The following is a 24382-nucleotide window of genomic DNA, read 5'->3' as shown; positions in this document are numbered from 1 at the left end:
CACCCCGACGCCACCGAAGGCTCTGATTGTGAGGACCCACCCCTTGTCTATCTCTGTAGTGCGCAAGGCCATGATGGCTGGAGCAGGTCTGACGCTGGCCCTCAGCGTTCAAGCGGCGCCCACGGTGCATATCTACAACTGGTCGGACTATATCGGCCCCAACACGCTGGCCGATTTCGAGAAAGAAACCGGCATCAAGCCGGTGCTGGACGTGTTCGATTCCAACGAAACCCTGGAAGGCAAACTGCTGGCCGGCAACACCGGCTATGACGTGGTGGTGCCGTCCAACCATTTCCTCGGCAAGCAGATCAAGGCGGGCGCTTTCCAGCCGCTCGACAAGCAGTTGCTGCCCAACTATTCCAATCTCGATCCGGCGCTGATGAAGCGTCTGACCAAGAACGATCCGGGCAACCAGTACGCGGTGCCTTACCTGTGGGGCACCAACGGCATCGGCTACAACGTCGACAAGGTCAAGGCCGCGCTGGGTGTGGAACGCATCGACTCCTGGGCGGTGCTGTTCGAACCGGAGAACATGAAGAAGCTCTCCAAATGCGGCGTCGCGTTCCTCGACTCGGCGGACGAAATGCTGCCAGCGGTGCTCAACTACTTGGGGCTGGACCCCAACAGCAGCAACCCCAAGGACTACCAGAAGGCCGAGCAGAAACTGCTGGCCGTGCGTCCCTACGTGACCTATTTCCACTCCTCCAAATACATCACCGACCTGGCCAACGGCGACATCTGCGTGGCTGCCGGTTTCTCCGGCGATGTATTCCAGGCCAAGGCGCGCGCCGCCGAGGCCAAGAAGGGCGTGAACCTGGCCTACGCCATTCCCAAGGAAGGCGGCAATCTCTGGTTCGACGTGCTGGCCATCCCCAAGGACGCCAAGAACGTCGAGCAGGCCCACGCCTTCATCAACTATTTGCTGAAACCTGAGGTTATCGCCCAGGTCAGTGACTACGTCGGTTATGCCAACCCCAACCTCAAGGCTGGCGACCTGATGGATCAGGCTGTGAGAACTGACGCCGCGGTCTACCCACCGCAGGAAGTGCTGGACAAGATGTTCGTCAACGCGGAGTTGCCCCCCAAGGTGCAACGTCTGATGACCCGCAGCTGGACCAAGGTCAAGTCGGGCAAGTAACCATCCAGACCCGGCGCGGCCCTGCACACAGGCCGTCCGGGCATCAAAATCTTGTTGGGAGTTTCACTCATGGCAGTTGCCTCCGGTGCCTATAAGAAAGCCCTCGAGGGTGGCCAGCAACCCAAGCAGGTGCTGGTCAAGATCGACCGGGTCACGAAGAAGTTCGACGAAACCGTCGCCGTGGACGATGTGTCCCTGGAGATCCGCAAGGGCGAGATTTTCGCCCTGCTCGGCGGTTCTGGATCGGGCAAGTCCACCTTGCTGCGCATGCTCGCCGGCTTCGAACGTCCCACCGAAGGGCGGATCTTCCTCGATGGCGTGGACATCACCGACATGCCGCCCTACGAGCGGCCGATCAACATGATGTTCCAGTCCTACGCGTTGTTCCCGCACATGACCGTGGCGCAGAACATCGCCTTCGGCCTGCAGCAGGACAAGATGCCCAAGGCCGATATCGAAGCCCGCGTGACCGAGATGCTCAAGCTGGTGCACATGACCCAGTACGCCAAGCGCAAGCCGCACCAGCTCTCCGGCGGCCAGCGTCAGCGCGTGGCCCTGGCCCGTTCACTGGCCAAGCGCCCCAAACTGCTGCTGCTCGACGAACCGATGGGCGCGCTGGACAAGAAGCTGCGCTCGCAGATGCAACTGGAACTGGTGGAGATCATCGAGCGGGTCGGCGTGACCTGCGTGATGGTCACCCACGACCAGGAAGAGGCCATGACCATGGCCCAGCGCATCGCCATCATGCACCTGGGCTGGATCGCCCAGATCGGCTCGCCTGTGGATATCTACGAGACCCCCACCAGCCGCCTGGTCTGCGAGTTCATCGGCAACGTCAACCTGTTCGAAGGTGAAGTGATCGACGACGCCGAAGGCCACGCGCTGATCGCCTCGCCGGAGCTGGAGCGCAAGATCTACGTCGGTCACGGCGTCAGCACCTCGGTCGAGGACAAGCACATCACCTACGCACTGCGTCCCGAGAAGCTGCTGGTCACCACCACCCAGCCCGATTTCGAGCACAACTGGTCGCGTGGCAAAGTCCATGACATCGCCTACCTGGGCGGTCACTCGGTGTTCTACGTGCAACTGCCCAGCGGCAAGATCGTCCAGTCCTTCGTCGCCAACGCCGAGCGTCAAGGCGCACGGCCGACCTGGGACGACGAAGTGTTCGTCTGGTGGGAAGACGACAGCGGCGTGGTACTGCGCTCATGAAACCACGAAAGCTCAAACGAGCCCTCAAGCGCATCGTCCCGGAGGGACGCCACCTGGTGATCGGCGTGCCGTTCATCTGGCTGTTCCTGTTCTTCATGCTGCCGTTCTTCATCGTGCTGAAGATCAGCTTTGCCGAAGCCGACGTGGCCATTCCGCCGTACACCGAGATCTACACCTACGTCGAGGATAAGATCCAACTGGTGCTGAACCTGGCCAACTACGGCCTGCTCACCGAAGACGACCTGTACATCTCGGCCTACCTGGGTTCGCTCAAGGTCGCCTTCTTCAGCACCCTGCTGTGCCTGCTGATCGGCTACCCCATGGCCTACGCCATCTCCAAGGCGCAGAAGGAGTACCAGACGGTGCTGCTGCTGCTGATCATGATGCCGACCTGGACTGCGATCCTGATCCGCGTCTATGCCTGGATGGGCATCCTCAGCAACAACGGGCTGCTCAACAGCTTCCTGCTGTGGACCGGGCTGATCGACCAGCCGCTGCAGATCCTCAACACCAACCTGGCGGTGTACATCGGCGTGGTCTATTCGTACCTGCCGTTCATGATCCTGCCGCTGTACGCGAACCTGGTGAAGCATGACCAGAGCCTGCTGGAAGCGGCCAGCGACCTGGGCTCGAGCACCTTCAACAGCTTCTGGAAGATCACCGTGCCGCTGTCGAAGAACGGCATCATCGCCGGCTGCATGCTGGTGTTCATCCCGGTGGTGGGCGAGTTCGTCATCCCTGAACTGCTCGGCGGCCCGGAAACCCTGATGATCGGTAAAGTGCTCTGGCAGGAATTCTTCAACAACCGCGACTGGCCGGTGGCCTCGGCATTGGCCGTGGTGATGCTGGCGATCCTGATCGTGCCGATCCTGCTGTTCAACCGCAGCCAGGCGAAGGAAATGGAGGGCAGGGCATGAAGCGCTTCGGTTTCTCCAAGCTGATGCTGGTGCTCGGCTTGCTGTTCATCTACTTGCCGATGCTGATCCTGGTGATCTACTCGTTCAACGCCTCGAAGCTGGTGACGGTGTGGGGCGGCTGGTCGGTGAAGTGGTACGTCGGCCTGCTCGACAACACCCAGTTGATGGGTTCGGTCATGCGCTCGCTGGAAATCGCCTGCTACACGGCGGTGGCCGCGGTGGCGCTGGGCACCTTGGCCGCCTTCGTGCTGACCCGGGTCACCCGCTTCAAGGGCCGCACCCTGTTCGGTGGCCTGGTCACCGCACCGTTGGTGATGCCCGAGGTAATCACCGGTCTGTCGCTGTTGCTGCTGTTCGTGGCCATGGCGCAGATGATCGGCTGGCCGCAGGAGCGCGGCATCGTCACCATCTGGATCGCCCACACCACGTTCTGTGCGGCCTATGTGGCGGTGGTGGTGTCGGCACGCTTGCGCGAGCTGGACCTGTCGATCGAGGAAGCGGCGATGGACCTGGGTGCCAAGCCGTGGAAGGTGTTCATCCTGATCACCATCCCGATGATCGCGCCGTCGCTGGCGGCCGGTGGCATGATGTCCTTCGCCCTGTCGCTGGATGACCTGGTGCTGGCCAGCTTCGTGTCCGGCCCCGGCTCGACCACCTTGCCGATGGAAGTGTTCTCGGCGGTGCGTCTGGGCGTGAAGCCTGAGATCAACGCCGTGGCGAGCCTGATCCTGCTGTCGGTGTCGTTGGTGACCTTCCTGGTGTGGTACTTCAGCCGTCGCGCCGAAGAGCGCCGCCGCAAGGCCATCCAGCAGGCCATCGAGGAAGGGGCTGCGGCGAACGTCGGCCAGCCCCAGGTCCGGCGTCCGGTGCAGACGGCTGCGTCGACCTGACCGGGCCTGTCGCGGGTAAGTCGCTGCTGCGATCTACCCGCGACCGGCACGCCCGCGCCTCCACGCCAGACCGCATCTCCCTGCCAACGCCGACCGATGCGCTCCACCCCGCACGATCACCCGATCGTGTACCGTCGGCTAATCGGGCCAGTTCCACATCGGTCGATCCAGCATGCCTTGGCCCACCAGCACGGTCTGGCCCAGGGCCTTGTCCAGTTGGATCGAATTGCACCGTTCATCCTGTTCCAGCGCCGCCACCAGACGCGGCGCGTGGGACACCACCCATACCTGGCAGTCGCGCGAGGCCCGCACGATCAGCCGCGCCAGCGCCGGCAGCAGGTCCGGGTGCAGGCTGGTTTCCGGCTCGTTGAGCACCATCATGCTCGGCGGCCTGGGCGTGAGCAGCGCCGCCACCAGCAACAGGTAGCGCAGCGTGCCGTCCGACAGCTCTGCAGCGCTGAGCGGGCGCAGCAGGCCGGGCTGGTAGAAGCGCAGGCTGAACAGCCCACCGGCCTCGGCGTCGACCTTGACCTGGGCGCCGGGAAAGGCGTCGCTGACCGCCGCGTTCAGCGCCTGCAGGTCGCCGATCTCGTCGATGGTCTGCAACGCCGCTGCCAGGTCGCGGCCGTCGTGATGCAGCACCGGGGTGCGGGTGCCCAGGCGCGACTGGCGTGCCGGGGCGTCGGGGTCGGTGCGGAAGTGGTCGTAGAAGCGCCAACTGCGGATGCGCTCACGCAGGTGCAGCACCTCGGGCGAACCGTGCAGGCTGCCCACCTGGTCGAACAGGCTGTCGAACTCGCTCAGGTGCTGGTGCAGGACCTGCCACTGACGCCCGTCGCGCGCCTTGACCATCGCGGCCTTGCGCTGCACCAGCAGGCTGGCGGGTCGGCACACCGGTCCGGCCCACAACGCCTCCTGCTTGATCTGCGGATCGAGGGCGAACTTCGAGCGGGTCGGTGGCGGCAAACCCAGGCTGATGGCATAGCCGAAGTCGTCCCCGGCGAAGCCCATTTTCAGGCGCTTGACCTCCTGGCGCGGGCCACCCTCGACCGCGACCTCGCCCGACAGCATGCGCCGGGTGATGTGTTCCGGCCCGGCCCAGAACGTGGAGTCCAGACCGCCCTCGGCGGCCAGGGCATTGATCACCCCGCCGCGACCGGTTTCGGCCAGCAGGCGCAGGGCCTTGTACAAATTGGATTTACCACTGCCGTTGGCACCTGTGATCACATTCAGTGGTCCCAAGGGCATGACCAGTTCGTTGATCGAGCGGTAGTTGGCGATGGCCAATGTGGTGAGCATGTGCGGTCCTCGACGCGGGTGCGAGGGCGCAGTATGGTCCATGGGCAAGCTTGGCGGCTGTACGTCGTTACTGTTTGTGGAACCCTGAACTACCCTGAGCAGTCGCATCCCACGAATCATTTGCGCGCAAGCAAGGAGCCGGCATGTCGTTTAAGCGTGCGCTGTCGATCGTCTTTCTGGGGGCGATGAGCGTGCTTTCAGGCTGCGAGGAAAAACCGCCCGCCGCGGAGCTGCCGCGTGTCGGTGTGACGCGCGTGGAATCGCGCGACTTCGCCGCCAACGTCACCCTCACCGGCGATATCCAGGCACGGGTGCAGACCGACCTGTCGTTCCGCGTGGGCGGCAAGATCATTGCCCGCAGCGTCGATGTGGGCGATCACGTCAAGGCCGGGCAAGTGCTTGCGCGCCTGGACCCCAAGGATCTGCAGAACAATGTGGACTCGGCCAAGGCTGCCGTATTCGCCGAGCAGGCGCGGGTCACCCAGACCCGCGCCGCGTTCGTGCGCCAGCAGAAACTGCTGCCCAAGGGCTACACCAGCCAGAGCGAGTACGACTCGGCCGAGGCCGCCCTGCGCAGCAGCCAGAGCGCGCTCAAGGCTGCCCAGGCGCAACTGGCCACGGCCCGTGAGCAGTTGGGCTACACCGGGCTCGTGTCCGAGGCGGACGGGGTGATCACTGCGCGCCAGGCCGAGGTCGGGCAGGTGGTGCAGGCCACCATGCCGATCTTCTCCCTGGCCGCCGATGGCGACCGCGATGCCGTGTTCAACGTCTATGAATCACTGCTGGTGGCGCCGTCCAGCGACGAAAGCATGACGGTGCGCTTGCTGGACAACCCCAAAATCGAAGCCCAGGGGCGCATCCGCGAAGTCACGCCCACGGTGTCCGCCCAGAGCGGCACGGTGCAGGTCAAGGTCGCCCTGCGCGAGGTGCCGCCGGCCATGCAGCTCGGCTCGCCGGTCACCGCCACTGCCCGTGCCCAGGCCCGGCCCAGCGTCGAGCTGCCCTGGTCGAGCCTGACCAAGGCCCTGCACGCGCCAGCGGTGTGGGTGGTCGGTGACGACGACAAGGTCGAGTTGCGCAAGGTTCAGGTGGCGCGTTATCTCACCGGGCGCGTGGTGATCGGCGAAGGCCTGAAAGGCGGCGAAGCCGTGGTGGTCAGCGGCGGGCAACTGCTGCATCCCGGCATGCAGGTCGAGACCGTCGATGCCAAGGCCCCGGAGGTACAGCCATGAAGGTGCTGCTGATGCTGCTGGGCGCCCTGGTGCTGTTGGGCGGCTGCAAGGGCGACGACGACAAGCCCGAGCCGGTGCGGCCGGTGCTGTCCACCGTGGTGCAGCCTTTGTCCCAGGCGCAGTTGGGCCGCTTCGCCGGTAACATCGAGGCGCGTTATGAAAGCACGCTGGGCTTTCGCGTGTCCGGTCGCATCGCCCGGCGCTGGGTGGATGTCGGCGCGCAGGTCGAGGCAGGCCAGACCCTCGCCACCCTCGACCCAACCGATCAACAGAACCAACTGCGCGCTGCCGAGGGCGACCTGGCCAGGGTCCAGGCACAGTGGATCAATGCCCAGGCCAACGCCCGCCGCCAGCAGCAACTGTATGACCGTGGCGTCGGCGCCCAGGCTCAACTGGACATCGCCCAGACCGACCTGAAGACCAGCAGCGCCTCGCTGGAGCAGGCGCGCGCGTCGGTCAGCCAGGCCCGTGACCAGTTGGGCTACAGCACGCTCAAGGCCGATCATGCCGCTGTGGTCACCGCTTGGCGCGCCGAGGCTGGGCAAACGGTGAGTGCCGGCCAGGAAGTGGTCACGCTGGCGCGCCCCGACGTCAAGGAGGCGGTGATCGACCTGCCGATCCCGGTTGCCGAGCAGCTCAGTCCATCGCTGGTGTTCACCGTCGCCTCGCAACTGGACCCGAGCATCGCCACCACCGCCACCCTGCGCGAGCTCGAGCCCCAGGCCGATGCCGCCACCCGTACCCGCCGCGCGCGGCTGACCCTGGCCAGCACGCCGCCGGCCTTCCACCTGGGCACTGCGGTGAGTGTCACCCTCAGCTCGGCCATTAGCCCACGCAGCGAGCTGCCGGCCACCGCGCTGATCGAGCGCGAGGGCAAGACCCTGGTGTGGGTGGTCGATCCGCAACAGCACAGCGTAGCGACCCGCGAGGTCACGCTCATCGACCGCGACGCCAAGCGCATCGTGGTCGCCAGCGGCTTGCAGCCGGGCGAGCGCGTGGTCACTGCGGGCGTCAACAGCCTCAAACCGGGCCAGCCGGTCAAAGTCGACGAGGACGCACGATGAAAGGACGCTTCAACCTGTCGGACTGGGCGCTCAAGCACCAGTCCTTCGTGTGGTACCTGATGTTCGTCGCCTTGCTGATGGGCGTGTTCTCCTACATGAACCTGGGACGCGAAGAAGATCCGTCCTTCACCATCAAGACCATGGTCATCCAGACCCGCTGGCCGGGCGCGACCCAGGACGAAACCCTGTACCAGGTCACCGATCGCATCGAGAAAAAGCTCGAAGAGCTGGATTCACTCGACTACGTCAAGAGCTACACCCGCCCCGGCGAGTCGACCGTGTTCGTGTACCTGCGCGACACCACCCAGGCCGAGGACATTCCGCAGATCTGGTACCAGGTGCGCAAGAAGATCCAGGACATCCGTGGCGAGTTTCCGCAAGGCTTGCAGGGCCCGGCCTTCAACGACGAGTTCGGCGACGTGTTCGGGTCGATCTACGCCTTCACCACAGACGGCCTGGACCTGCGCCAGTTGCGCGACTATGTCGAGCAGGTGCGCGCCGAGGTGCGCGAAGTGCCGAACATCGGCAAGGTCGAGACCATCGGTGTGCAGAACGAGGTGCTCTACCTGAACTTCTCCACCCGCAAGCTGGCGGCGCTGGGCATCGATCAACGCCAGGTCATGCAGGCCCTGCAAGCGCAGAACGCGGTGACCCCCGCTGGGGTGATCGAGGCCGGTCCCGAGCGCATCTCGGTGCGCACCACGGGTCAGTTCGCCTCGGAGAAAGACCTGCAAGTGGTCAACCTGCGCATCAACGATCGCTTCTTCCGCCTGGCCGACATCGCCGACATCGAGCGCGGCTTCCAGGATCCGCCGGCGCCGATGTTCCGCTACAACGGCCAGACCGCCATCGGCCTGGCGATCGGCATGAAGAAGGGCGGCAACATTCAGGAATTCGGCAAGGTCCTGCGCGAGAAGATGGACGCCATCACCGCCGAACTGCCGGTCGGGGTGGGCGTGCATACCGTGTCGAACCAGGCGCGGGTGGTCGAGGACGCCGTCGGCGGCTTCACCAGCGCGTTGTTCGAGGCGGTGATCATCGTGCTGGTGGTCAGCTTCATCAGCCTGGGCATCCGTGCCGGGCTGGTGGTGGCCTGCTCGATCCCGCTGGTGCTGGCGATGGTCTTCGTGTTCATGGAGTACAGCGGCATCACCATGCAGCGCATTTCCCTGGGCGCGCTGATCATCGCCCTGGGCCTGCTGGTGGACGATGCGATGATCACCGTGGAGATGATGGTCACGCGCCTGGAAATGGGCGAGAGCAAGCAGGAGGCGGCCACGTACGCCTATACCTCGACCGCCTTCCCGATGCTCACCGGCACCTTGGTCACGGTGGCCGGCTTCGTGCCCATCGGCCTCAACGCCAGCTCGGCGGGCGAGTACACCTTCACCTTGTTCGCGGTGATCGCGGTGGCGCTGCTGGTGTCCTGGGTCGTGGCGGTGTTTTTCGCCCCGGTGCTCGGGGTTCACATCCTCAGCAGCAAGGTCAAACCCCATGACGAAGAACCGGGGCGCATTGGCCGCGCCTTCGAGGGCAGCCTGCTGTGGTGCATGCGCCATCGCTGGCTGACCATCATCGGCACCGTGCTGCTGTTCGCCCTGGCGCTGTTGAGCATGCGCTTCGTGCAGAACCAGTTCTTCCCGTCCTCGGACCGGCCGGAAATCCTGCTCGACCTGAACCTGCCGCAGAATGCCTCGATCCAGGAAACCCGCCGCGTGGTCGATCGCCTCGAAGCCACGCTCAAGGACGATCCGGACATCGACCACTGGAGCACCTATATCGGCCAGGGCGCGGTGCGCTTCTACCTGCCGCTCGACCAGCAATTGCAGAACCCGTATTACGCCCAGTTGGTGATCGTCAGCACGGGCCTGGAGCAGCGCAACGCGCTGATCGCCAAGTTGCAGGAGCGTCTGCGCAAGGACTTCGTCGGCATCGGCACCAACGTGCAATCTCTGGAAATGGGGCCACCGGTGGGCCGGCCGATCCAGTACCGCGTAAGTGGCAAGGACATCGACGAGGTGCGCAAGCACGCCATCGACCTGGCCACCCTGCTCGACAAGAATCCCAACATCGGCGAGATGATGTACGACTGGAACGAGCCGGGCAAAGTGCTGCGTGTGGAGATCGCCCAGGACAAGGCGCGGCAGTTGGGGCTGTCGTCCGAGGACGTGGCCAATGTGATGAACAGCATCGTCAGCGGCGCGCCCGTCACCCAGGTCAACGACGAGATCTACTTGATCGACGTGGTGGCGCGGGCCAAGGACAGCGAGCGCGGCTCGCCGGACACCCTGCAGGACCTACAGATCGTCAGCCCCAGCGGCGTGTCGATTCCGCTGCTGTCGTTCGCCACGGTGCGCTACGAGCTGGAGCAGCCGCTGGTGTGGCGTCGCGATCGCAAACCGACCATCACCATCAAGGCCTCGGTCAATGGCGACATCCAGCCCACCGACCTGGTGGCCCAGCTCAAGCCGAAGATCGACGAGTTCGCCGGTTCCCTGCCGGTCGGCTACGAAGTGGCCACCGGCGGCACGGTGGAGGAAAGCGGCAAGGCCCAGGGGCCGATCGCCAAAGTGCTGCCGCTGATGCTGTTCCTCATGGCGACCTTCCTGATGATCCAGTTGCACAGTGTGCAGAAGCTGTTCCTGGTGGCCAGCGTGGCGCCGCTGGGGTTGATCGGCGTGGTCCTGGCACTGGTACCGACCGGTACGCCGATGGGCTTCGTGGCGATTCTGGGGATACTCGCGCTGATCGGCATCATCATCCGCAACTCGGTGATCCTGGTGACCCAGATCGATGCCTTCGAGGCCGATGGCTACGCGCCGTGGGATGCCGTGGTGGAGGCTACCAATCACCGCCGCCGACCGATCCTGCTCACCGCCGCGGCGGCCAGCCTGGGCATGATCCCCATTGCCCGCGAGGTGTTCTGGGGGCCGATGGCCTACGCCATGATCGGCGGCATCATCAGCGCAACGCTGTTGACCCTGCTGTTCCTGCCGGCGCTGTACGTGGCCTGGTACAAGATCCGCGAGCCGCAGGAAAAACACTGAGGCCGCTGGCTACACGCTCCTGTAGGCGCACTGGCGCCGCGCCTACAGGGATCGCAGGAGTGGGCGGTGAATGTGACCTTGCTAAAAGTTATATAAACATTCTTAAACATTATTTTTAAGAATATCCCGCCCTCACTACTATTGCCCTCAAGCCAGGCGCAATTCCTCCCCTCTGCCCGGCACCCCGACTCAACGGAGAACGAGCATGAGTGCATCGCTGCGCAGCATCGACGGACAGGACGAAGCCACCATTCTGCGTGAGATCCAGAGCGCCCTGCGCGACCTGCGCTATGGCGCGGTGGAGATCACCGTGCACAACGCCCAGGTGGTGCAGATCGAGCGCAAGGAGAAGTTTCGCCTGCAGCAGCCAGGGCAGAAGTCCGGCTGATCGCCAACACCTCTAATTAGAAAACACCCTTTTCAGGAGCTTCAGCATGTCCATCCGCCGTTACGCGCTCGCCGCCCTGGCCAGCGCTGTGTTTGCCGGTTCCGCGATCGCCAAGGACTACGAACTGCTCAACGTGTCCTACGACCCGACCCGCGAGCTGTACCAGCAGTACAACGCCGAGTTCATCAAGCACTGGCAACAGGCGCATCCGGACGACAAGGTGAAGATCCAGCAGTCCCATGGCGGTTCGGGCAAGCAGGGCCGGGCAGTGATCGACGGCCTGCGCGCCGACGTGGTGACCTTGGCGCTGGCGGGCGACATCGACGAAATCGCCAAGCTCGGCAAGACCTTGCCCGAGAACTGGCAGACCCGCCTGCCGGACGCCAGCACCCCCTACACCTCGACCATCGTGTTCCTGGTGCGCAAGGGCAACCCCAAGGGCATCAAGGATTGGGGCGACCTGATCAAGAAGGACGTTTCGGTCATTACCCCGAACCCGAAGACCTCCGGCGGTGCCCGCTGGAACTTCCTGGCCGCCTGGGCCTACGGCCTGAAGAGCGGCGGTAGCGAGGACAAGGCCAAGGCCTACGTGCAGGAGCTGTTCAAGCATGTGCCGGTGCTCGATACCGGTGCGCGCGGCTCGACCATCACCTTCGTCAACAACGGTCAGGGTGACGTGCTGCTGGCCTGGGAAAACGAAGCCTTCCTGGCGCTCAAGGAAGACGGTGGCAGCGACAAGTTCGAGATCGTCGTGCCGTCGCTGTCGATCCTGGCCGAGCCGCCGGTGGCGGTGGTGGACAAGAACGCCGAGAAGAAAGGCAATACCGCGATCGCCACCGAATACCTCAAGTACCTGTACAGCCCGGCCGGGCAGAAGATCGCTGCCGAGAACTTCTACCGTCCGCGTGACGAGAAAGTGGCTGCCGAGTTTGGCAAGCAGTTCCCGAAACTGGACCTGGTGACCATCGACAAGGACTTCGGCGGCTGGAAAACTGCACAGCCGAAGTTCTTCAACGATGGCGGTGTGTTCGACCAGATCTACCAGGCGCAATGAATCACCGGGGCTGCGTTGCGGCCCCCGAATGCAACACCCTTCAGTAGCCTGCAGCGGCCCGGGAGCGCTCCCGGGCTGCGTGCGTTCAACCAGGGATTCCTATGTCACGTCGCATTTCCCCCGTCATACCCGGCTTCGGGCTGACGCTGGGCTACACACTGGTGTACCTCAGCCTGATCGTGCTGATACCGCTGGCCGCCATGTTCATTCATGCCGCCCAGCTCACCTGGGAGCAGTTCTGGACCATCGTCAGCGCACCGCGTGTGCTCGCTGCGCTGAAGCTGAGTTTCGGCACCGCCCTGTGCGCCGCGCTCATCAATGGGGTGATCGGCACCCTGTTGGCCTGGGTGCTGGTGCGCTACACCTTTCCCGGCCGCAAGATCATCGACGCGATGATCGACCTGCCGTTCGCTCTGCCCACCGCCGTGGCCGGCATCGCCCTGACCGCGCTGTATGCGCCGTCCGGCTGGGTCGGTCAGTTCGCCACCGACCTGGGCCTGAAGATCGCCTACACGCCGCTGGGCATCACCCTGGCGCTGACCTTCGTCACCCTGCCGTTCGTGGTGCGCACGGTACAGCCGGTGCTCGCCGACATCCCGCGTGAAGTCGAGGAAGCCGCCGCGTGCCTGGGCGCCAAACCGCTGCAAGTGTTCCGTCATGTGCTGGCGCCGGCGCTGCTGCCGGCCTGGCTCACCGGTTTCGCCCTGGCCTTCGCCCGAGGCGTGGGCGAGTACGGTTCGGTGATCTTCATCGCCGGCAACATGCCGATGAAGACCGAGATCCTGCCGCTGCTGATCATGGTCAAGCTCGACCAATACGACTACACCGGCGCCACCGCCATCGGCGTGCTGATGCTGGTGGTTTCCTTCATCCTGCTGCTGCTGATCAACCTGCTTCAGCGGCGCATCGAAACCCCTTGAAGGAGGCCCGGTCATGTCTTCATCCACTCTGAACGCAAGCGCTGCCGCCAATGCCGCCCGCCGTGGCAGCGCCACCTCACGGCGCGTGCTGATCGGCCTCGGTTGGCTGGTGTTCGCGCTGTTCCTGCTGCTGCCGCTGGTGATCGTGGTGTCGCAGGCGCTGAAAAACGGCTTCGGTACCTTCTTCGAGGCGATCTTCGAGGCCGACGCGCTGGCGGCGCTCGAACTCACGTTGCTCGCCGTGGTGATCTCGGTGCCCTTGAACCTGGTGTTCGGTGTCAGCGCTGCGTGGTGCGTGAGCAAGTACAGCTTCCGTGGCAAGAGCGTGCTGGTCACCCTGATCGACCTGCCGTTCTCGGTCTCGCCGGTGATCGCCGGCCTGGTCTACGTGCTGATGTTCGGCGCCCAGGGCCTGTTCGGGCCGTGGTTGCAGGACCACGATATCCAGATCGTCTTCGCCCTGCCGGGCATCGTCCTGGCGACCATCTTCGTCACCGTGCCCTTCGTCGCTCGCGAACTGATCCCGCTGATGCAGGAGCAGGGCACCCAGGAGGAGGAGGCCGCGCGCCTGCTGGGCGCCAACGGCTGGCAGATGTTCTGGCACGTCACCTTGCCGAACATCAAGTGGGGCCTGATCTACGGCGTGGTGCTGTGCACCGCCCGGGCCATGGGCGAATTCGGCGCGGTGTCGGTGGTGTCCGGGCACATTCGCGGCGTCACCAACACCTTGCCGCTGCACGTGGAGATCCTCTACAACGAGTACAACCACGTGGCGGCCTTCAGCGTGGCCAGCCTGCTGCTGATCCTGGCGCTCTTCATCCTGCTGCTCAAGCAGTGGAGCGAGAACCGAATTAACCGCCTGCGCCACAGCGCCGCGGAGGAATGAGTCATGTCGATCGAAGTTCGTAACGTCAGCAAGCGCTTCAACAGTTTCCAGGCCCTGAACGCCATCAACCTGGATATCCACAGCGGTGAGCTGGTGGCGTTGCTCGGCCCGTCCGGCTGCGGCAAGACCACCCTGCTGCGCATCATCGCCGGTCTGGAAACCCCGGACGATGGCAGCATCGTGTTCCATGGCGAGGATGTATCCGGCCACGACGTGCGCGATCGCAACGTCGGCTTCGTGTTCCAGCACTACGCCCTGTTCCGTCACATGAGCGTGTTCGACAACGTCGCCTTCGGTCTGCGCATGAAGCCCAAGGGCGAGCGGCCGAGCGAAAGCCGCATCGCCGAGAAGGTCCATGAGCTGCTGAACATGGTGCAGCTCGACTGGCTCGCCGACCGCTACCCCGAGCAATTGTCCGGGGGGCAGCGTCAGCGCATCGCCCTGGCCCGCGCCCTGGCGGTGGAGCCCAAGGTGCTGCTGCTCGACGAGCCGTTCGGCGCCCTGGATGCCAAGGTGCGCAAGGAGCTGCGCCGCTGGCTGGCGCGTTTGCACGAGGACATCAACCTGACCTCGGTGTTCGTCACCCACGACCAGGAGGAGGCCATGGAAGTGGCCGACCGCATCGTGGTGATGAACAAAGGCGTGATCGAGCAGATCGGTTCGCCGGGCGAGGTGTACGAGCAGCCGGCCAATGACTTCGTCTATCACTTCCTGGGCGACTCCAATCGCCTGGCCCTGAGCGAAGGCAACCACGTGCTGTTCCGTCCGCATGAGGTGTCGCTGTCGCGCCACGAGACCGAAGGCCATCACGCCGCCGAGGTGCGCGACATCCGCCCGCTGGGCGCGACCACGCGGGTGACCTTGAAGGTCGAAGGGCAGAGCGAGCTGATCGAGGCCGAAGTGGTCAAGGACCATGACAGCCTCACCGGTCTGGCGCGCGGCGAGACGTTGTTCTTCCGGCCCAAGGTCTGGCAGAAGGTGACGGACGTTTGAGTTCGCTGGCCGCTCATGAGGGCTGCCGAGCAGCCCTCTGAGGTTCAGTCGTTGTCGGACTCGAACAAGCGCTGCAGCTCGACCCGGGCTTCCTGCGCGGTCTGCATCACCTTGGCGCGGTCGTCACGCACACGCCCCTGGGCCTCCAGCACCTGCTGGTCGTGCTCGGTGAAGCGCTGGATGCGATCGGCCGCCTGGGCCTCGCTCAGGCCCAGGCCGATCAGGGTCAGGCGGGTCATCTCCAGGCTCGAGTAATACGTCTCGCGAATCGGCTCGGCACCCACGTCCACCAGCTTGTGCACATGCTGGCGGTTACGCGCCCGAGCGATGACTTTCAGGTGCGGGTATTCCTGTTTCACCCGTTCGGCGATGCGCACGGCGGCCTCGGCATCGTCGATGGTGATCACGAAATACTCCGCCTGGCCGACCTTGGCCGCATGCAGCACCTCCGGGCGCAACGGGTCGCCATAGAACACCGGCGCCTGCTCGAAGGAGCGGGTCATTTCGATCGCATCCACCGAGGTGTCCAGCGCGATGAATGGCACCTTCTGCGCGCGCAGGATCCGCGCCACGATCTGGCCCATGCGGCCCATGCCGATGATCACCACCCGTGGCGTATCGGCCTGGATGCTGCGGTAATGCTCGGGCACCTCGCGGGCCGGCGCCGGGCGTTTGATCAGCCGCGCGCTGGCCAGCAGCAACAGCGGCGTGAGGGCCATCGACAGGGTGATGGTCATCAGCAGCAGGTCGTAGGTGTAGGCGTCGAACAGGCCCTCGTCCTTGCCCAGCTTGAACACCACGAAGGCGAATTCGCCGCCGGCGGCCAGCACCAGTCCCAGGCGTAGCGCGCTGACTCGGCTCAGCCCGCCGACCGCGCGCCCCACCAGCATCAGCAGCGGCAGTTTCACCGCTACCAGCAACAGCGTCAGGCCCAGCAGCAGGACAGGTGCGTCGAGCAGCAGACCGAGGTTGGCGCCCATGCCCACGCTGATGAAGAACAGCCCCAGCAGCAGCCCCTTGAAGGGTTCGATCTGCGACTCCAGTTCGTGCCGGTACTCCGAGTCCGCCAGCAGCAGGCCGGCGAGGAAGGCGCCCAAGGCCATGGAAATGCCAGCCTCTTCCATCAACCAGGCGGTGCCGATCACCACCAGCAGCGCTGTGGCGGTGGACACTTCCGGCAGCCCGGTGCGAGCGACGATACGAAACAGCGGGCGCAGCAGGTAGCGCCCGCCGACGATGACGATGGCGATGCTGCCGACGATGCGCAGGCCATGTTCGAGGTTGTCGCCGTGGCTGTTGTCCGGTCCGCTGGCCAGCAACGGCACCAAGGCGATCAACGGAATGGCTGCGATGTCCTGGAACAGCAGGATGGCGAAGGCCAGACGGCCATGCGGGGCGTTCAATTGCCGGCTTTCGGCCAGGCTCTGCAGGCCCAGCGCGGTGGACGACAGCGCCAGGCCGAGGCCCAGCACCACCGCAGCAGACAGCGTCTGGCCGAAGCCGAACCAGGCGATGGCGCCGATCAGGCAGCCGGTCAGCAGCACCTGCGCCAGGCCTGCGCCGAATACCGCCTTGCGCATCAGCCACAGGCGCCGCGGCGAGAGTTCGAGGCCGATGATGAACAGCAGCAGGACCACGCCCAGCTCGGAGATGTGCGCCACGCTTTCGGTGTCGCGAATCAGGCCCAGTGCCTGCGGGCCGATGGCGACCCCCGCCAGCAGGTAACCGATTACCGCGCCCAGTTGCAGGCGTTTGGCCAAGGGCACGGCGACCACGGCGGCGAGCAGGAAGATGACGGCGGTCTGCAGCAGGCTGCCTTCTGGGGGCATGGGGAAACTCCGGAAAAAGAGGCGGTTCATGATGCCATTAGACGAAAGGGCACGCTTGTCACCCACGCGCTAATTTCCTGCGTGAAGCGCTCCCTTGCGCGCTCAGGTCAAGGTGCCCACGCTGGCGGGCGCTATCAGTGCCTGGAGCGTCGGCTTGACCAATGGCCTACCGCTAACTACCCGGCCGATACTGCAGAGCCTCGGCCAGGTGCGCGCGTTCGATACGCTCGGCCTGTTCGAGGTCGGCCAGGGTTCGCGCCACCTTGAGCAGCCGGTGGGCCGCGCGTAGCGACAGGTTGAGCCGTTCGCAAGCGTTCTCCAGCCAGGTCATGTCGGCGCTGTTCAATGCACAGTGCTGACGCAGGCCCGGCAAGGTGAGAAACGCATTGGCGCAGCCCTGGCGCCGCTGCTGGCGTTCGCGGCATTCGGCGACCACGGCGGCGACGCTGGCGCTGCCTTCGCCGCTGGCCTGGTGGCTGAGGGTGGTGCTCTCGCGCGCCACGGTCAGGTGCAGGTCGATACGGTCGAGCAGGGGACCAGAGAGTTTGTTGCGGTAGCGCTGGATCTGTTCCGGGCTGCAACGACAGCGCGCTGCCGGGTCGCCCAGATAGCCACAGGGGCAGGGATTCATCGCTGCCACCAGTTGAAAGCGTGCTGGAAAGCGCACCCGGTCTCTGGCCCGCGATACCACGATCTCTCCAGACTCCAACGGCTCGCGCAGCACTTCCAGCACCCGCCGCTCGAATTCCGGCAACTCGTCGAGAAACAGCACCCCATGGTGGGCCAGGGTGATTTCGCCGGGCTGTGGCCTGCTGCCTCCGCCCACTAGCGCCGGGCCGGACGCCGAGTGGTGCGGATGGCGAAAGGGTCTTTGCGGCCAGCAGTCCAGCGGCGTCTTGCCGCTGACCGACTGGATCGCCGCCACCTCGAGCGCCTCGTGCTCGTCCAGGGGCGGCAGCAAACCGGGCAGGCGACTGGCCAGAAGCGTCTTGCCGGTGCCGGGCGGGCCGGTGAACAGCAGGTTGTGCGCTCCGGCGGCGGCCACCAGCAGGGCGCGCTTGGCAGCGACCTGCCCCTGCACTTCGCTGAGGTCTGGGTAGGGCCGCGTGCGCAGGGTCAGCCCGTTGGCCGCATAGGTCGGCAGCGGCACCTGGCCGTTGAGGTGCGCGACCAGTTCCTGCAGATGCGCGACGGCATACACCACCAGACCGCCCGCCAGGCTCGCTTCCTCGGCGTTCTCACGCGGCACCACCAGCGCCCGCCCGGCTTCGCGCGCGGCCAGCGCCGCCGGCAACACGCCCTGGACCGGCCGCAGCGCCCCTGAAAGCGCCAACTCGCCCAGGCATTCGAAGTCGGCCAGGGTGGCTACCGGCACCTGCCCGTTGGCGGCGAGAATGCCCAGGGCGATGGCCAGGTCGTAGCGCCCGCCGTCCTTGGGCAGATCGGCCGGGGCAAGACTCTGGGTGATGCGCCGCGCGGGATACTCCAGCCCGGAGTTGACGATGGCGCTGCGCACCCGGTCCTTGCTTTCCTTGACCGTGGCCTCGGGCAAGCCCACCAGGGTGAGGTTGGGCAGGCCGTTGGCCAGATGGGTTTCGACGCTGACCGCCGGCGCCAGCACCCCGACCTGGGCGCGGCTGTGGACAAGGGCGAGGGACATGGACACTCCTTGATCGCTGGGGACGCCGCGTCCTGCGGCTGGGGGCAAGGATAGTGGTGGGATTGGGTGTGGCCAGGGAAAGAGTGAGACGGGGTTTTGCGACAAGCGAGCCATGAGCCATGCTTGCGCCGGGGTACCTGCATGATTGCCGAAAGCTTTCGCGATCGACCGGTTTGATGCTTTAGAAAGAAGCGCGAGGTGGCTAGAATGAGCGAGTCTCTGTCCATTTCCCCTCAGGAGAAAGGTATGTCGAGTACAAAGCGCCTTACCGAAAAGGAGATTCAACATCTCGAAGGTGAGATTCCTGCAGTCGCAGCAGGTGCAACGCGTATGGCCTTCTTGCGAGCGCTTGCGGCCGGACATACCGTCATGACGGTGCAGGGCAGCTATCTCGTTGAGTCCAAGGCCGATGGATCCGAGACGGTCGTCGGTAATTCCAGGCCTCGCCGCAAAGTGAGTGTCGGTCAGGCCATCCAGGTCCACCGAGTAGGTTCAAGTGCTAACGCCTAGGCTACGCGTCTTTGCGGGGCCGAATGGTTCGGGCAAGAGCACCATCAAAGAGCAAGTTCCGGCCAATCTGATCGATACCTACGTGAACGCAGACGAGATCGAAAAGGCCGCGAAGGCAGACGGCTTTGTCGATCTCAGTCCATTCAAAGTTAAGGCGACCGCCGATCACGTTCGAGCCTTCTTTGCCACCCACGACTTGATCTTGAAAGAGCGTCTTGAAGGTCAGGCTGCATTGTTCGACATGGACGGCCCGCGCATCGACGTTCGCCGCCTCGACTTCAATTCGTATCACGCCTCGGTAATTGCTGATTTCATCCGGCAGAAACTCGTGGAGGAACGTGTGAGCTTCACGTTCGAGACGGTGATGTCGTCGCAAGACAAGGTCGCCTTCATGCGCCGTGCGCAGGAACTGGGTTATCGCACCTACCTCTACTTCGTGGCCACTGACGACCCAAGCATCAACATAAACCGCGTGGCTAACCGTGTAGACGATGGTGGACACAACGTCCCGGCTGACAAGATCGTTCAGCGTTTCCACCGTTCACTCAAGCTACTGCCGGAGGCAGTAGCAGCGTCCAACCGTGCTTACATCTTCGATAACTCGGGTGAGCACTCTGTCTGGTTGGCCGAGATCACCGACGGCACCAGCCTTGAATACAAGGTTGAGGACCAGCCTGATTGGTTCATGCAGGCCTACGTAGATGAGGTCACGAGCGACGCGAGCTAATGGTAGCTGGATGTTGCGCCACCGCCAGCGTTCTTGACCTACAGTGACAGCATCCTCGATTTTCTCCTCCGGATTAGGATGTCGACATGAATGGCTTGGCAGTGGTGACGGGCGGCAGCCGCGGGATCGGTGCGGCGATCGCCCGCCAGCTATGTCACAGGGACCATCGTGCCGGTGGCCGGGGGCCGCTGAAGGTGGCCAGTACCCGCCAGCGCCTGCCGGCGGGCAACCGGTTCAGTCCAGTGGCTTGCGCATCAGGATGTCGATGGCGAAAGCACCGAGCACCCCACCGGATACCCAGCGCTGGGCACGCATGGCTTTCGGCCGCGCGGTCAGGAAGCGGCTGACCCGCGCCGCCGCCAGCACGATCAGGCCATTGACGGTCACGGCGATGCTGATCTGTACCAGCCCCAACTGCATGTACTGCTGCAGGGTCGACCCAGCAGCGGGATTGATGAACTGAGGGATCAGGGCCGAGTACATCAAGGCGATCTTGGGATTGAGCAGGTTGGTCACCAGGCCCATGGTGAACAGCTTGCGCGGTGAATGAGGGGGCAGTTCGCGCGCCTCGAAGGGCGAGGAGCCGCGGATCATGTTCCACGCCAGGTAGCCCAGGTAGAAGGCCCCGGCGATGCGTACCACGTCGTAGGCCATCGGCACGGCCTTGAACAACGCGGACAGGCCAAGCCCGGAGGCGACCAGGTAGCAGATGAAGCCGAGCGCTACGCCGGCGAGCGAGATCATGCCGGCCAGGCGTCCTTGGGAGATCGCTCTGGAGGTGAGGTAGACCATGTTAGGGCCAGGCGTCAGGACCATGCCCAAGGCGATGATCGCCACGCCTATCAAGTTTTCCACTGGCATCGGAATTGCTCCTGCAAAAGTTAAGCGTGCGCTAGGGCCGGTCTTGCGCCGGCCACCAGCGTCCACGGGCTGTCCCTGCCAGCGCCCGACCGAGGACGGGCGCCTTTGAGACGTCGATAGTGACATGCGCCGAGTCGCCAGCGACAGTGGCGCTCATCTGCACGCTGACAGTGCCGGTGTGCGGCATGCCGCGAGCGGTCATGCCGAGGCACTCCAGGTCTGTGCCAGATGCTCGAAGATGCGCTCCACATCCCGCACCAGCGCCGGACGGTCGAAGCTGCGCAGCCGCAGACGAGTGCGGGCGCCCTCGTAGACCCCGCTGGGCACACCGGCGGGCAGCGCCTCCTGCGCCCAGTACAGCGTACTCAGCTCGGTGCGCAAGGGGCTTTCCCGGCGGCCGATCACCCAGGCACCGCGCTCGCCGTGCAGCGGTCGCCCGTCGCGGCTGCGGGTGCGGGCATGATCGCGCTGACGGCTACAGGCCTCGGTCTGCAGCTCCCAGGCAATGCCGACCAAGTCGATGTCACGCACCTCGCGCCACAGAAATGGAATCTCCGCGCCGCCGACGCGTGCGCCGATCTCCAGGAAACGCAAGGTCTGACCATCGTCGAACAATTCGAGGTGGAAGACGATCTCGCGTTGGCCTGCGAAGACCGCGAGCAGCGCCGCCACCTGCTCGGCGATAGCGCGCTCGTGTTCGTCCGCGTCCAGTTCGATGCTGCCTAGCGCGCTGTCCGGCCCGAAGTCGGCACAGCTGTTGACGTATCGCGAGGCGGTCAGGACGACGATCCGCTCGCCGTCCCACCAACCATCCACGTGCAGGATCGGCGCTGCGCAGAACGCCTGAACCATCATCGGCTCGGCGTGCGGCGCTTGCAGCAGCCTCAGGTCTTGCGCTTGGCGCAGGATCCGCACACCGCGGCTGGCGGTACCGCATCGTGGCTTGAGCACCAATGGATAGCCGTGCTCGGCCAGCAACCGCTGTACCGCCTGCGGGTCTTCGGCGCTCACCGCGGGCAGGATCGCGATCGCCGCCTGTCGGGCGGCGACCTCGAGCATGGTCAGCTTGTCGCGAAAGCGCTCGATCCAGGCGCAGGGGTCGCCTGGCACGCCCCATCGTTCGCGGATCGCCGCAGCGTTGAGCAGGTCGCCTTCGTTGAGCGCAACCACCCGATGCGGGACACCGTGCAGCTCGATCAGCCGCTGCGCCTCGGCAATCACCGCAGTGGCATCGTCCAGCGATTCCAGCGTCGAGATCGAGGCCAGCCGATCCTCGGGCAGCGACTGCGCGGATTCGGCCGTGCAGATCGCGCGGATCTGCATGCCCGGCTCAAGGCCATAACGCTCGTAGAGTGCCTGGCGCCCCACCCACCGGTGCAGGCAGAGCACGTAGCTCATGCCTTGGGCTCCATGATGAAGTGCACCGCCTGCACCAATTCATCGCCGATGCGCACGGCATCCTCGCGTGAGCTGCCGGTGGCCAGCACATAGCCCGACACGCAGTCGGCGACCGTATCCAGGGCCGGTATCGTGTCGCCTTCGTGTTTCTGAATGACCACCGCCTGTTGCGCCTCGCCCAGCTCGAACAGGAAGGGCAGGAACACGCGTGGGGTCTCGCCGGGGCGGGTGTGACGGACATCGACATCGGGTTTGAGGTCGAGCTCGACCTTGCGCACCGTGCCCGGAGTCGGCACGAAGAACTGGATCGCAGCGCCGGCTTTGGGCTGGGGCGATTGCAGTGGCAGTTCGTCGATGCCCAGCGGCACGGTCAGGAACATCCGGTTCAGGTCCAGGCCGAATGCGCGGCGCACCAGTTCCGGGGCCCCGGAACCGGCCAGACGTGCGTGCGACTCCAGCACCCGTGGGCCTTTGTCGGTGAGCACGAACTCGCTGTGCGACGGACCTTCCACCAGTTCCACGGCATCGAGCAGACGGCAGGTCATGTCCATGAGCTCCGGCAGCCATTTCGCGGCGTCGGTGCTGGGGGTGCTGACTTCCCACTCCACGTATTTGTCATTCATGCGGTACTGCGAGTAGCCGATGGGCAGGTGACGCCCGGCGAAGGAGAACGAGTCGACGCTGACCACTGGGCCATCGAGGTACTCCTCGATGATGATGTGTCGCACCTCGGCGTGCTTGAGCGCTTGCCAGGCCTGGGTAGCAGTGTCGGCGTCGAAGCAGGGGTGGATGTGCAGGCTGGCGACGCCTTCGGCAGGCTTGAGCACCGACCGGCCGTGCTCGGCCACGAAGTCGATGGCGTCCTGCGCGCAGGTCACATGACGGTAGGCGACCGGGCTGAGGTCATGCTCGGCCAGCAGCTTGCGCATGGCCACCTTGTCCTTGAGCAGGTGGGCCGTCTTGTACGACACGCCGGTGAGCTGGAAATGATCGACGACCTTGCCGGTCGACTCACCCGCCACTTCGGTGGTGGTGATGATGCGCGCGAAGGGGCGCTCGCGGTGCAGCGGCTCGAGCACCTTGATGATCGCTGCCGCGTCGTCCAGCGGCGCGTGCACCACCTGTTCGCAGTGGCTGAGGATGTCGTCTTCGTAATCGCCTGGCTGGTGCACCAGCACGACATCGATACCCAGGGCCTTGGCGCCGTGAATCGGGGCAGGACGACCACCAATGACTGCAATACGCTTGTTCATGCAAACTTCCTGTTCGAGTGAGGATGGAGTGGGATCAGTTGCCGTAGACCCGGCGCAACCAGCGCGCCTGGCCATCGGGCAGAGGTTTGAAAGCCCTGCGCCGATGCAGCACACGGGTGTTCTTGAAGATGAAGAAATCTCCGGGCTGCAGCACCAGCTCGATGCCGCGAACCTGGCCGAGCACCGCGCGCAACTGCGCCAGCGCGGTCTCTGCGTGGGGGCTCTGGGCGCTGACGATGCCGTCGTCGAAGCGCAGTCGATAGCCCTCGGCACTGCGTTCCAGAATCGGCATCACGCGGTGTTCGCCGTCGAACCCTTCGTTCGAGGCCGGTGCACCGAAGACGTAGCTCGATTCGCTCAGGTGCTCGATGGCCAAGCTCGGCAGTTGCGCCAGTACATGGTCGATGCAGACGATGTCGGTCGACGCCTGCTCCTGGTTGCGCACCGCTGTGAAGGCCAGGTAGTTGGGTACGCTGCGGGCGACATCCAGCGCTTGGTCGCCGAACGGCCAGTTGGGATTGTCGGTGTGCCAGGAAAAGTCGACATCCGCGCCCCATGAGCTGGTGGTGCCGACGGCCTGTGGTACGGGCACGACGTTGCGTACCAACTTGCCGTGGTTCTCGTATTCCACGGCATGACAACGCACGCCGAGCAGTTCGAGCATGCCGAAATGCAGCAGATCGAAGTCCAGTACGCACTCGGCGTCGGGCAGGAACCCGTCGCAGGGCGAGCGTACCTCGGTACTGAGCTCGATCCCACGCAGCAACAAGGCTTTGTAGCCGCTGCCGGGAAACGCGGCGATGGCCTGCAGCACATCACTGGCCAATGTCGAACGCAGCCATTGCGCGCCGACGTTGCCGACGTCCTCGGCACGGTGCGGCGCTGTGCCCAGGCGTTGCCGACACTGCGCCAGCACTTGCCGGTCATAGCCTGGCACTCTCAGCGTGTTGATCACCGAGGCCTGGTGCACATCCAGGGCCATGAGACTCATGGCAGGCGCTTCAGGTAGGAGGCCGCGCGTGGGTCGGGCCGGTGTGCAAAACGCGCGCCGCGACGGATGAATGGGCCGAACAGCGACAACAGAGACACGATGACGTAACTCAT

Annotated in this window: 21 protein-coding genes; 14 read left to right on the top strand and 7 right to left on the bottom strand. The window is 64.7% G+C overall.

The features are described from left to right. Window positions 1–43: 43 nt before the first annotated feature. The 4 genes from NJ69_RS17820 to NJ69_RS17805 all read left to right on the top strand — a co-directional run bounded on the left by NJ69_RS17820 (window position 44) and on the right by NJ69_RS17805 (window position 4157). Window positions 44–1138, top strand: a complete 1095-nt coding sequence (locus NJ69_RS17820; protein WP_029614918.1) for a polyamine ABC transporter substrate-binding protein — start codon at window positions 44–46, stop codon at window positions 1136–1138. 69 nt (window positions 1139–1207) lie between these two features. Then, window positions 1208–2350, top strand: coding sequence for a polyamine ABC transporter ATP-binding protein (gene potA, locus NJ69_RS17815; protein WP_029614919.1), 1143 nt, complete (start codon window positions 1208–1210; stop codon window positions 2348–2350). Then, window positions 2347–3267 carry an ABC transporter permease subunit gene (locus tag NJ69_RS17810; RefSeq protein ID WP_029614920.1) on the top strand — a complete coding sequence of 307 codons (921 nt, stop codon included), beginning with the start codon at window positions 2347–2349 and terminating at the stop codon, window positions 3265–3267. Before potA ends, NJ69_RS17810 begins: the two co-directional genes overlap by 4 nt. After that, window positions 3264–4157, top strand: coding sequence for an ABC transporter permease subunit (locus tag NJ69_RS17805; protein WP_029614921.1), 894 nt, complete (start codon window positions 3264–3266; stop codon window positions 4155–4157). The genes NJ69_RS17810 and NJ69_RS17805 overlap by 4 nt, the downstream gene beginning before the upstream one ends. A 138-nt stretch (window positions 4158–4295) precedes the next feature. Here the strand turns inward: NJ69_RS17805 and NJ69_RS17800 are convergent, their stop codons facing one another. Further along, window positions 4296–5456, bottom strand: a complete 1161-nt coding sequence (locus NJ69_RS17800) for an AAA family ATPase (protein WP_039581740.1) — start codon at window positions 5454–5456, stop codon at window positions 4296–4298. A 143-nt stretch (window positions 5457–5599) separates the two neighbouring features. Between NJ69_RS17800 and NJ69_RS17795 the strand changes: the two genes are divergently transcribed. The 8 genes from NJ69_RS17795 to NJ69_RS17760 all read left to right on the top strand — a co-directional run bounded on the left by NJ69_RS17795 (window position 5600) and on the right by NJ69_RS17760 (window position 15040). After that, window positions 5600–6688 carry an efflux RND transporter periplasmic adaptor subunit gene (locus tag NJ69_RS17795; RefSeq protein WP_039581737.1) on the top strand — a complete coding sequence of 363 codons (1089 nt, stop codon included), beginning with the start codon at window positions 5600–5602 and terminating at the stop codon, window positions 6686–6688. Further along, on the top strand, window positions 6685–7752 hold the full coding sequence (locus NJ69_RS17790; protein ID WP_039581735.1) for an efflux RND transporter periplasmic adaptor subunit: 1068 nt from the start codon (window positions 6685–6687) through the stop codon (window positions 7750–7752). Before NJ69_RS17795 ends, NJ69_RS17790 begins: the two co-directional genes overlap by 4 nt. Continuing rightward, on the top strand, window positions 7749–10799 hold the full coding sequence (locus NJ69_RS17785) for an efflux RND transporter permease subunit (protein WP_039581732.1): 3051 nt from the start codon (window positions 7749–7751) through the stop codon (window positions 10797–10799). The genes NJ69_RS17790 and NJ69_RS17785 overlap by 4 nt, the downstream gene beginning before the upstream one ends. Before the next feature lie 205 nt (window positions 10800–11004). Further along, a complete protein-coding gene (gene oscA, locus NJ69_RS17780) occupies window positions 11005–11187 on the top strand; it encodes a sulfur starvation response protein OscA (protein WP_029615266.1) in 183 nt (60 codons plus the stop codon). A 46-nt stretch (window positions 11188–11233) separates the two neighbouring features. Then, window positions 11234–12241, top strand: coding sequence for a sulfate ABC transporter substrate-binding protein (locus NJ69_RS17775; RefSeq protein ID WP_039581729.1), 1008 nt, complete (start codon window positions 11234–11236; stop codon window positions 12239–12241). A 101-nt stretch (window positions 12242–12342) separates the two neighbouring features. After that, window positions 12343–13161, top strand: coding sequence for a sulfate ABC transporter permease subunit CysT (gene cysT, locus NJ69_RS17770; protein ID WP_039581727.1), 819 nt, complete (start codon window positions 12343–12345; stop codon window positions 13159–13161). A gap of 13 nt (window positions 13162–13174) precedes the next feature. Next, window positions 13175–14047 carry a sulfate ABC transporter permease subunit CysW gene (gene cysW / locus NJ69_RS17765; RefSeq protein WP_029612536.1) on the top strand — a complete coding sequence of 291 codons (873 nt, stop codon included), beginning with the start codon at window positions 13175–13177 and terminating at the stop codon, window positions 14045–14047. A 3-nt stretch (window positions 14048–14050) separates the two neighbouring features. Continuing rightward, the gene (locus tag NJ69_RS17760; RefSeq protein ID WP_039581723.1) at window positions 14051–15040 is read left to right on the top strand and encodes a sulfate/molybdate ABC transporter ATP-binding protein; all 990 of its coding nucleotides are present in this window, start codon (window positions 14051–14053) and stop codon (window positions 15038–15040) included. A 44-nt stretch (window positions 15041–15084) separates the two neighbouring features. Here the strand turns inward: NJ69_RS17760 and NJ69_RS17755 are convergent, their stop codons facing one another. Beyond that, window positions 15085–16869 (bottom strand): monovalent cation:proton antiporter-2 (CPA2) family protein, encoded by a 1785-nt coding sequence (locus tag NJ69_RS17755; protein ID WP_039581721.1) that lies wholly within the window; start codon window positions 16867–16869, stop codon window positions 15085–15087. Between the two features lie 172 nt (window positions 16870–17041). Beyond that, entirely contained in the window at window positions 17042–18529 is a 1488-nt protein-coding gene (locus NJ69_RS17750; RefSeq protein WP_039581719.1) for a YifB family Mg chelatase-like AAA ATPase, read from the bottom strand. 207 nt (window positions 18530–18736) lie between these two features. On the opposite strand from NJ69_RS17750, the gene NJ69_RS17745 reads away from it, so the two are divergent. Together NJ69_RS17745 and NJ69_RS17740 are read left to right on the top strand one after the other, a co-directional pair. Beyond that, window positions 18737–19039 (top strand): hypothetical protein, encoded by a 303-nt coding sequence (locus NJ69_RS17745; RefSeq protein WP_240326927.1) that lies wholly within the window; start codon window positions 18737–18739, stop codon window positions 19037–19039. Further along, window positions 19026–19766, top strand: coding sequence for a zeta toxin family protein (locus tag NJ69_RS17740; RefSeq protein WP_039581714.1), 741 nt, complete (start codon window positions 19026–19028; stop codon window positions 19764–19766). Before NJ69_RS17745 ends, NJ69_RS17740 begins: the two co-directional genes overlap by 14 nt. 234 nt (window positions 19767–20000) lie before the next feature. Here NJ69_RS17740 and NJ69_RS17735 read toward each other — a convergent pair whose 3' ends face one another. The 4 genes from NJ69_RS17735 to NJ69_RS17720 form a co-directional block, all read right to left on the bottom strand. Further along, on the bottom strand, window positions 20001–20627 hold the full coding sequence (locus tag NJ69_RS17735; RefSeq protein WP_039581711.1) for a LysE family translocator: 627 nt from the start codon (window positions 20625–20627) through the stop codon (window positions 20001–20003). A 198-nt stretch (window positions 20628–20825) separates the two neighbouring features. Beyond that, complete coding sequence (locus NJ69_RS17730) at window positions 20826–22025, bottom strand: ATP-grasp domain-containing protein (protein WP_039581708.1); 1200 nt, start codon at window positions 22023–22025, stop codon at window positions 20826–20828. Continuing rightward, the gene (locus tag NJ69_RS17725; RefSeq protein WP_039581705.1) at window positions 22022–23278 is read right to left on the bottom strand and encodes an ATP-grasp domain-containing protein; all 1257 of its coding nucleotides are present in this window, start codon (window positions 23276–23278) and stop codon (window positions 22022–22024) included. The genes NJ69_RS17730 and NJ69_RS17725 overlap by 4 nt, the downstream gene beginning before the upstream one ends. 34 nt (window positions 23279–23312) lie before the next feature. Next, window positions 23313–24269 (bottom strand): TauD/TfdA family dioxygenase, encoded by a 957-nt coding sequence (locus NJ69_RS17720; RefSeq protein ID WP_039581702.1) that lies wholly within the window; start codon window positions 24267–24269, stop codon window positions 23313–23315. Window positions 24270–24382 lie beyond the last annotated feature (113 nt).

It is taken from the genome of Pseudomonas parafulva (genome assembly GCF_000800255.1).
GTDB classification, from domain to species: Bacteria; Pseudomonadota; Gammaproteobacteria; order Pseudomonadales; family Pseudomonadaceae; genus Aquipseudomonas; species Aquipseudomonas boreofloridensis.
This window is presented reverse-complemented; position numbering and strand designations above follow the sequence as displayed.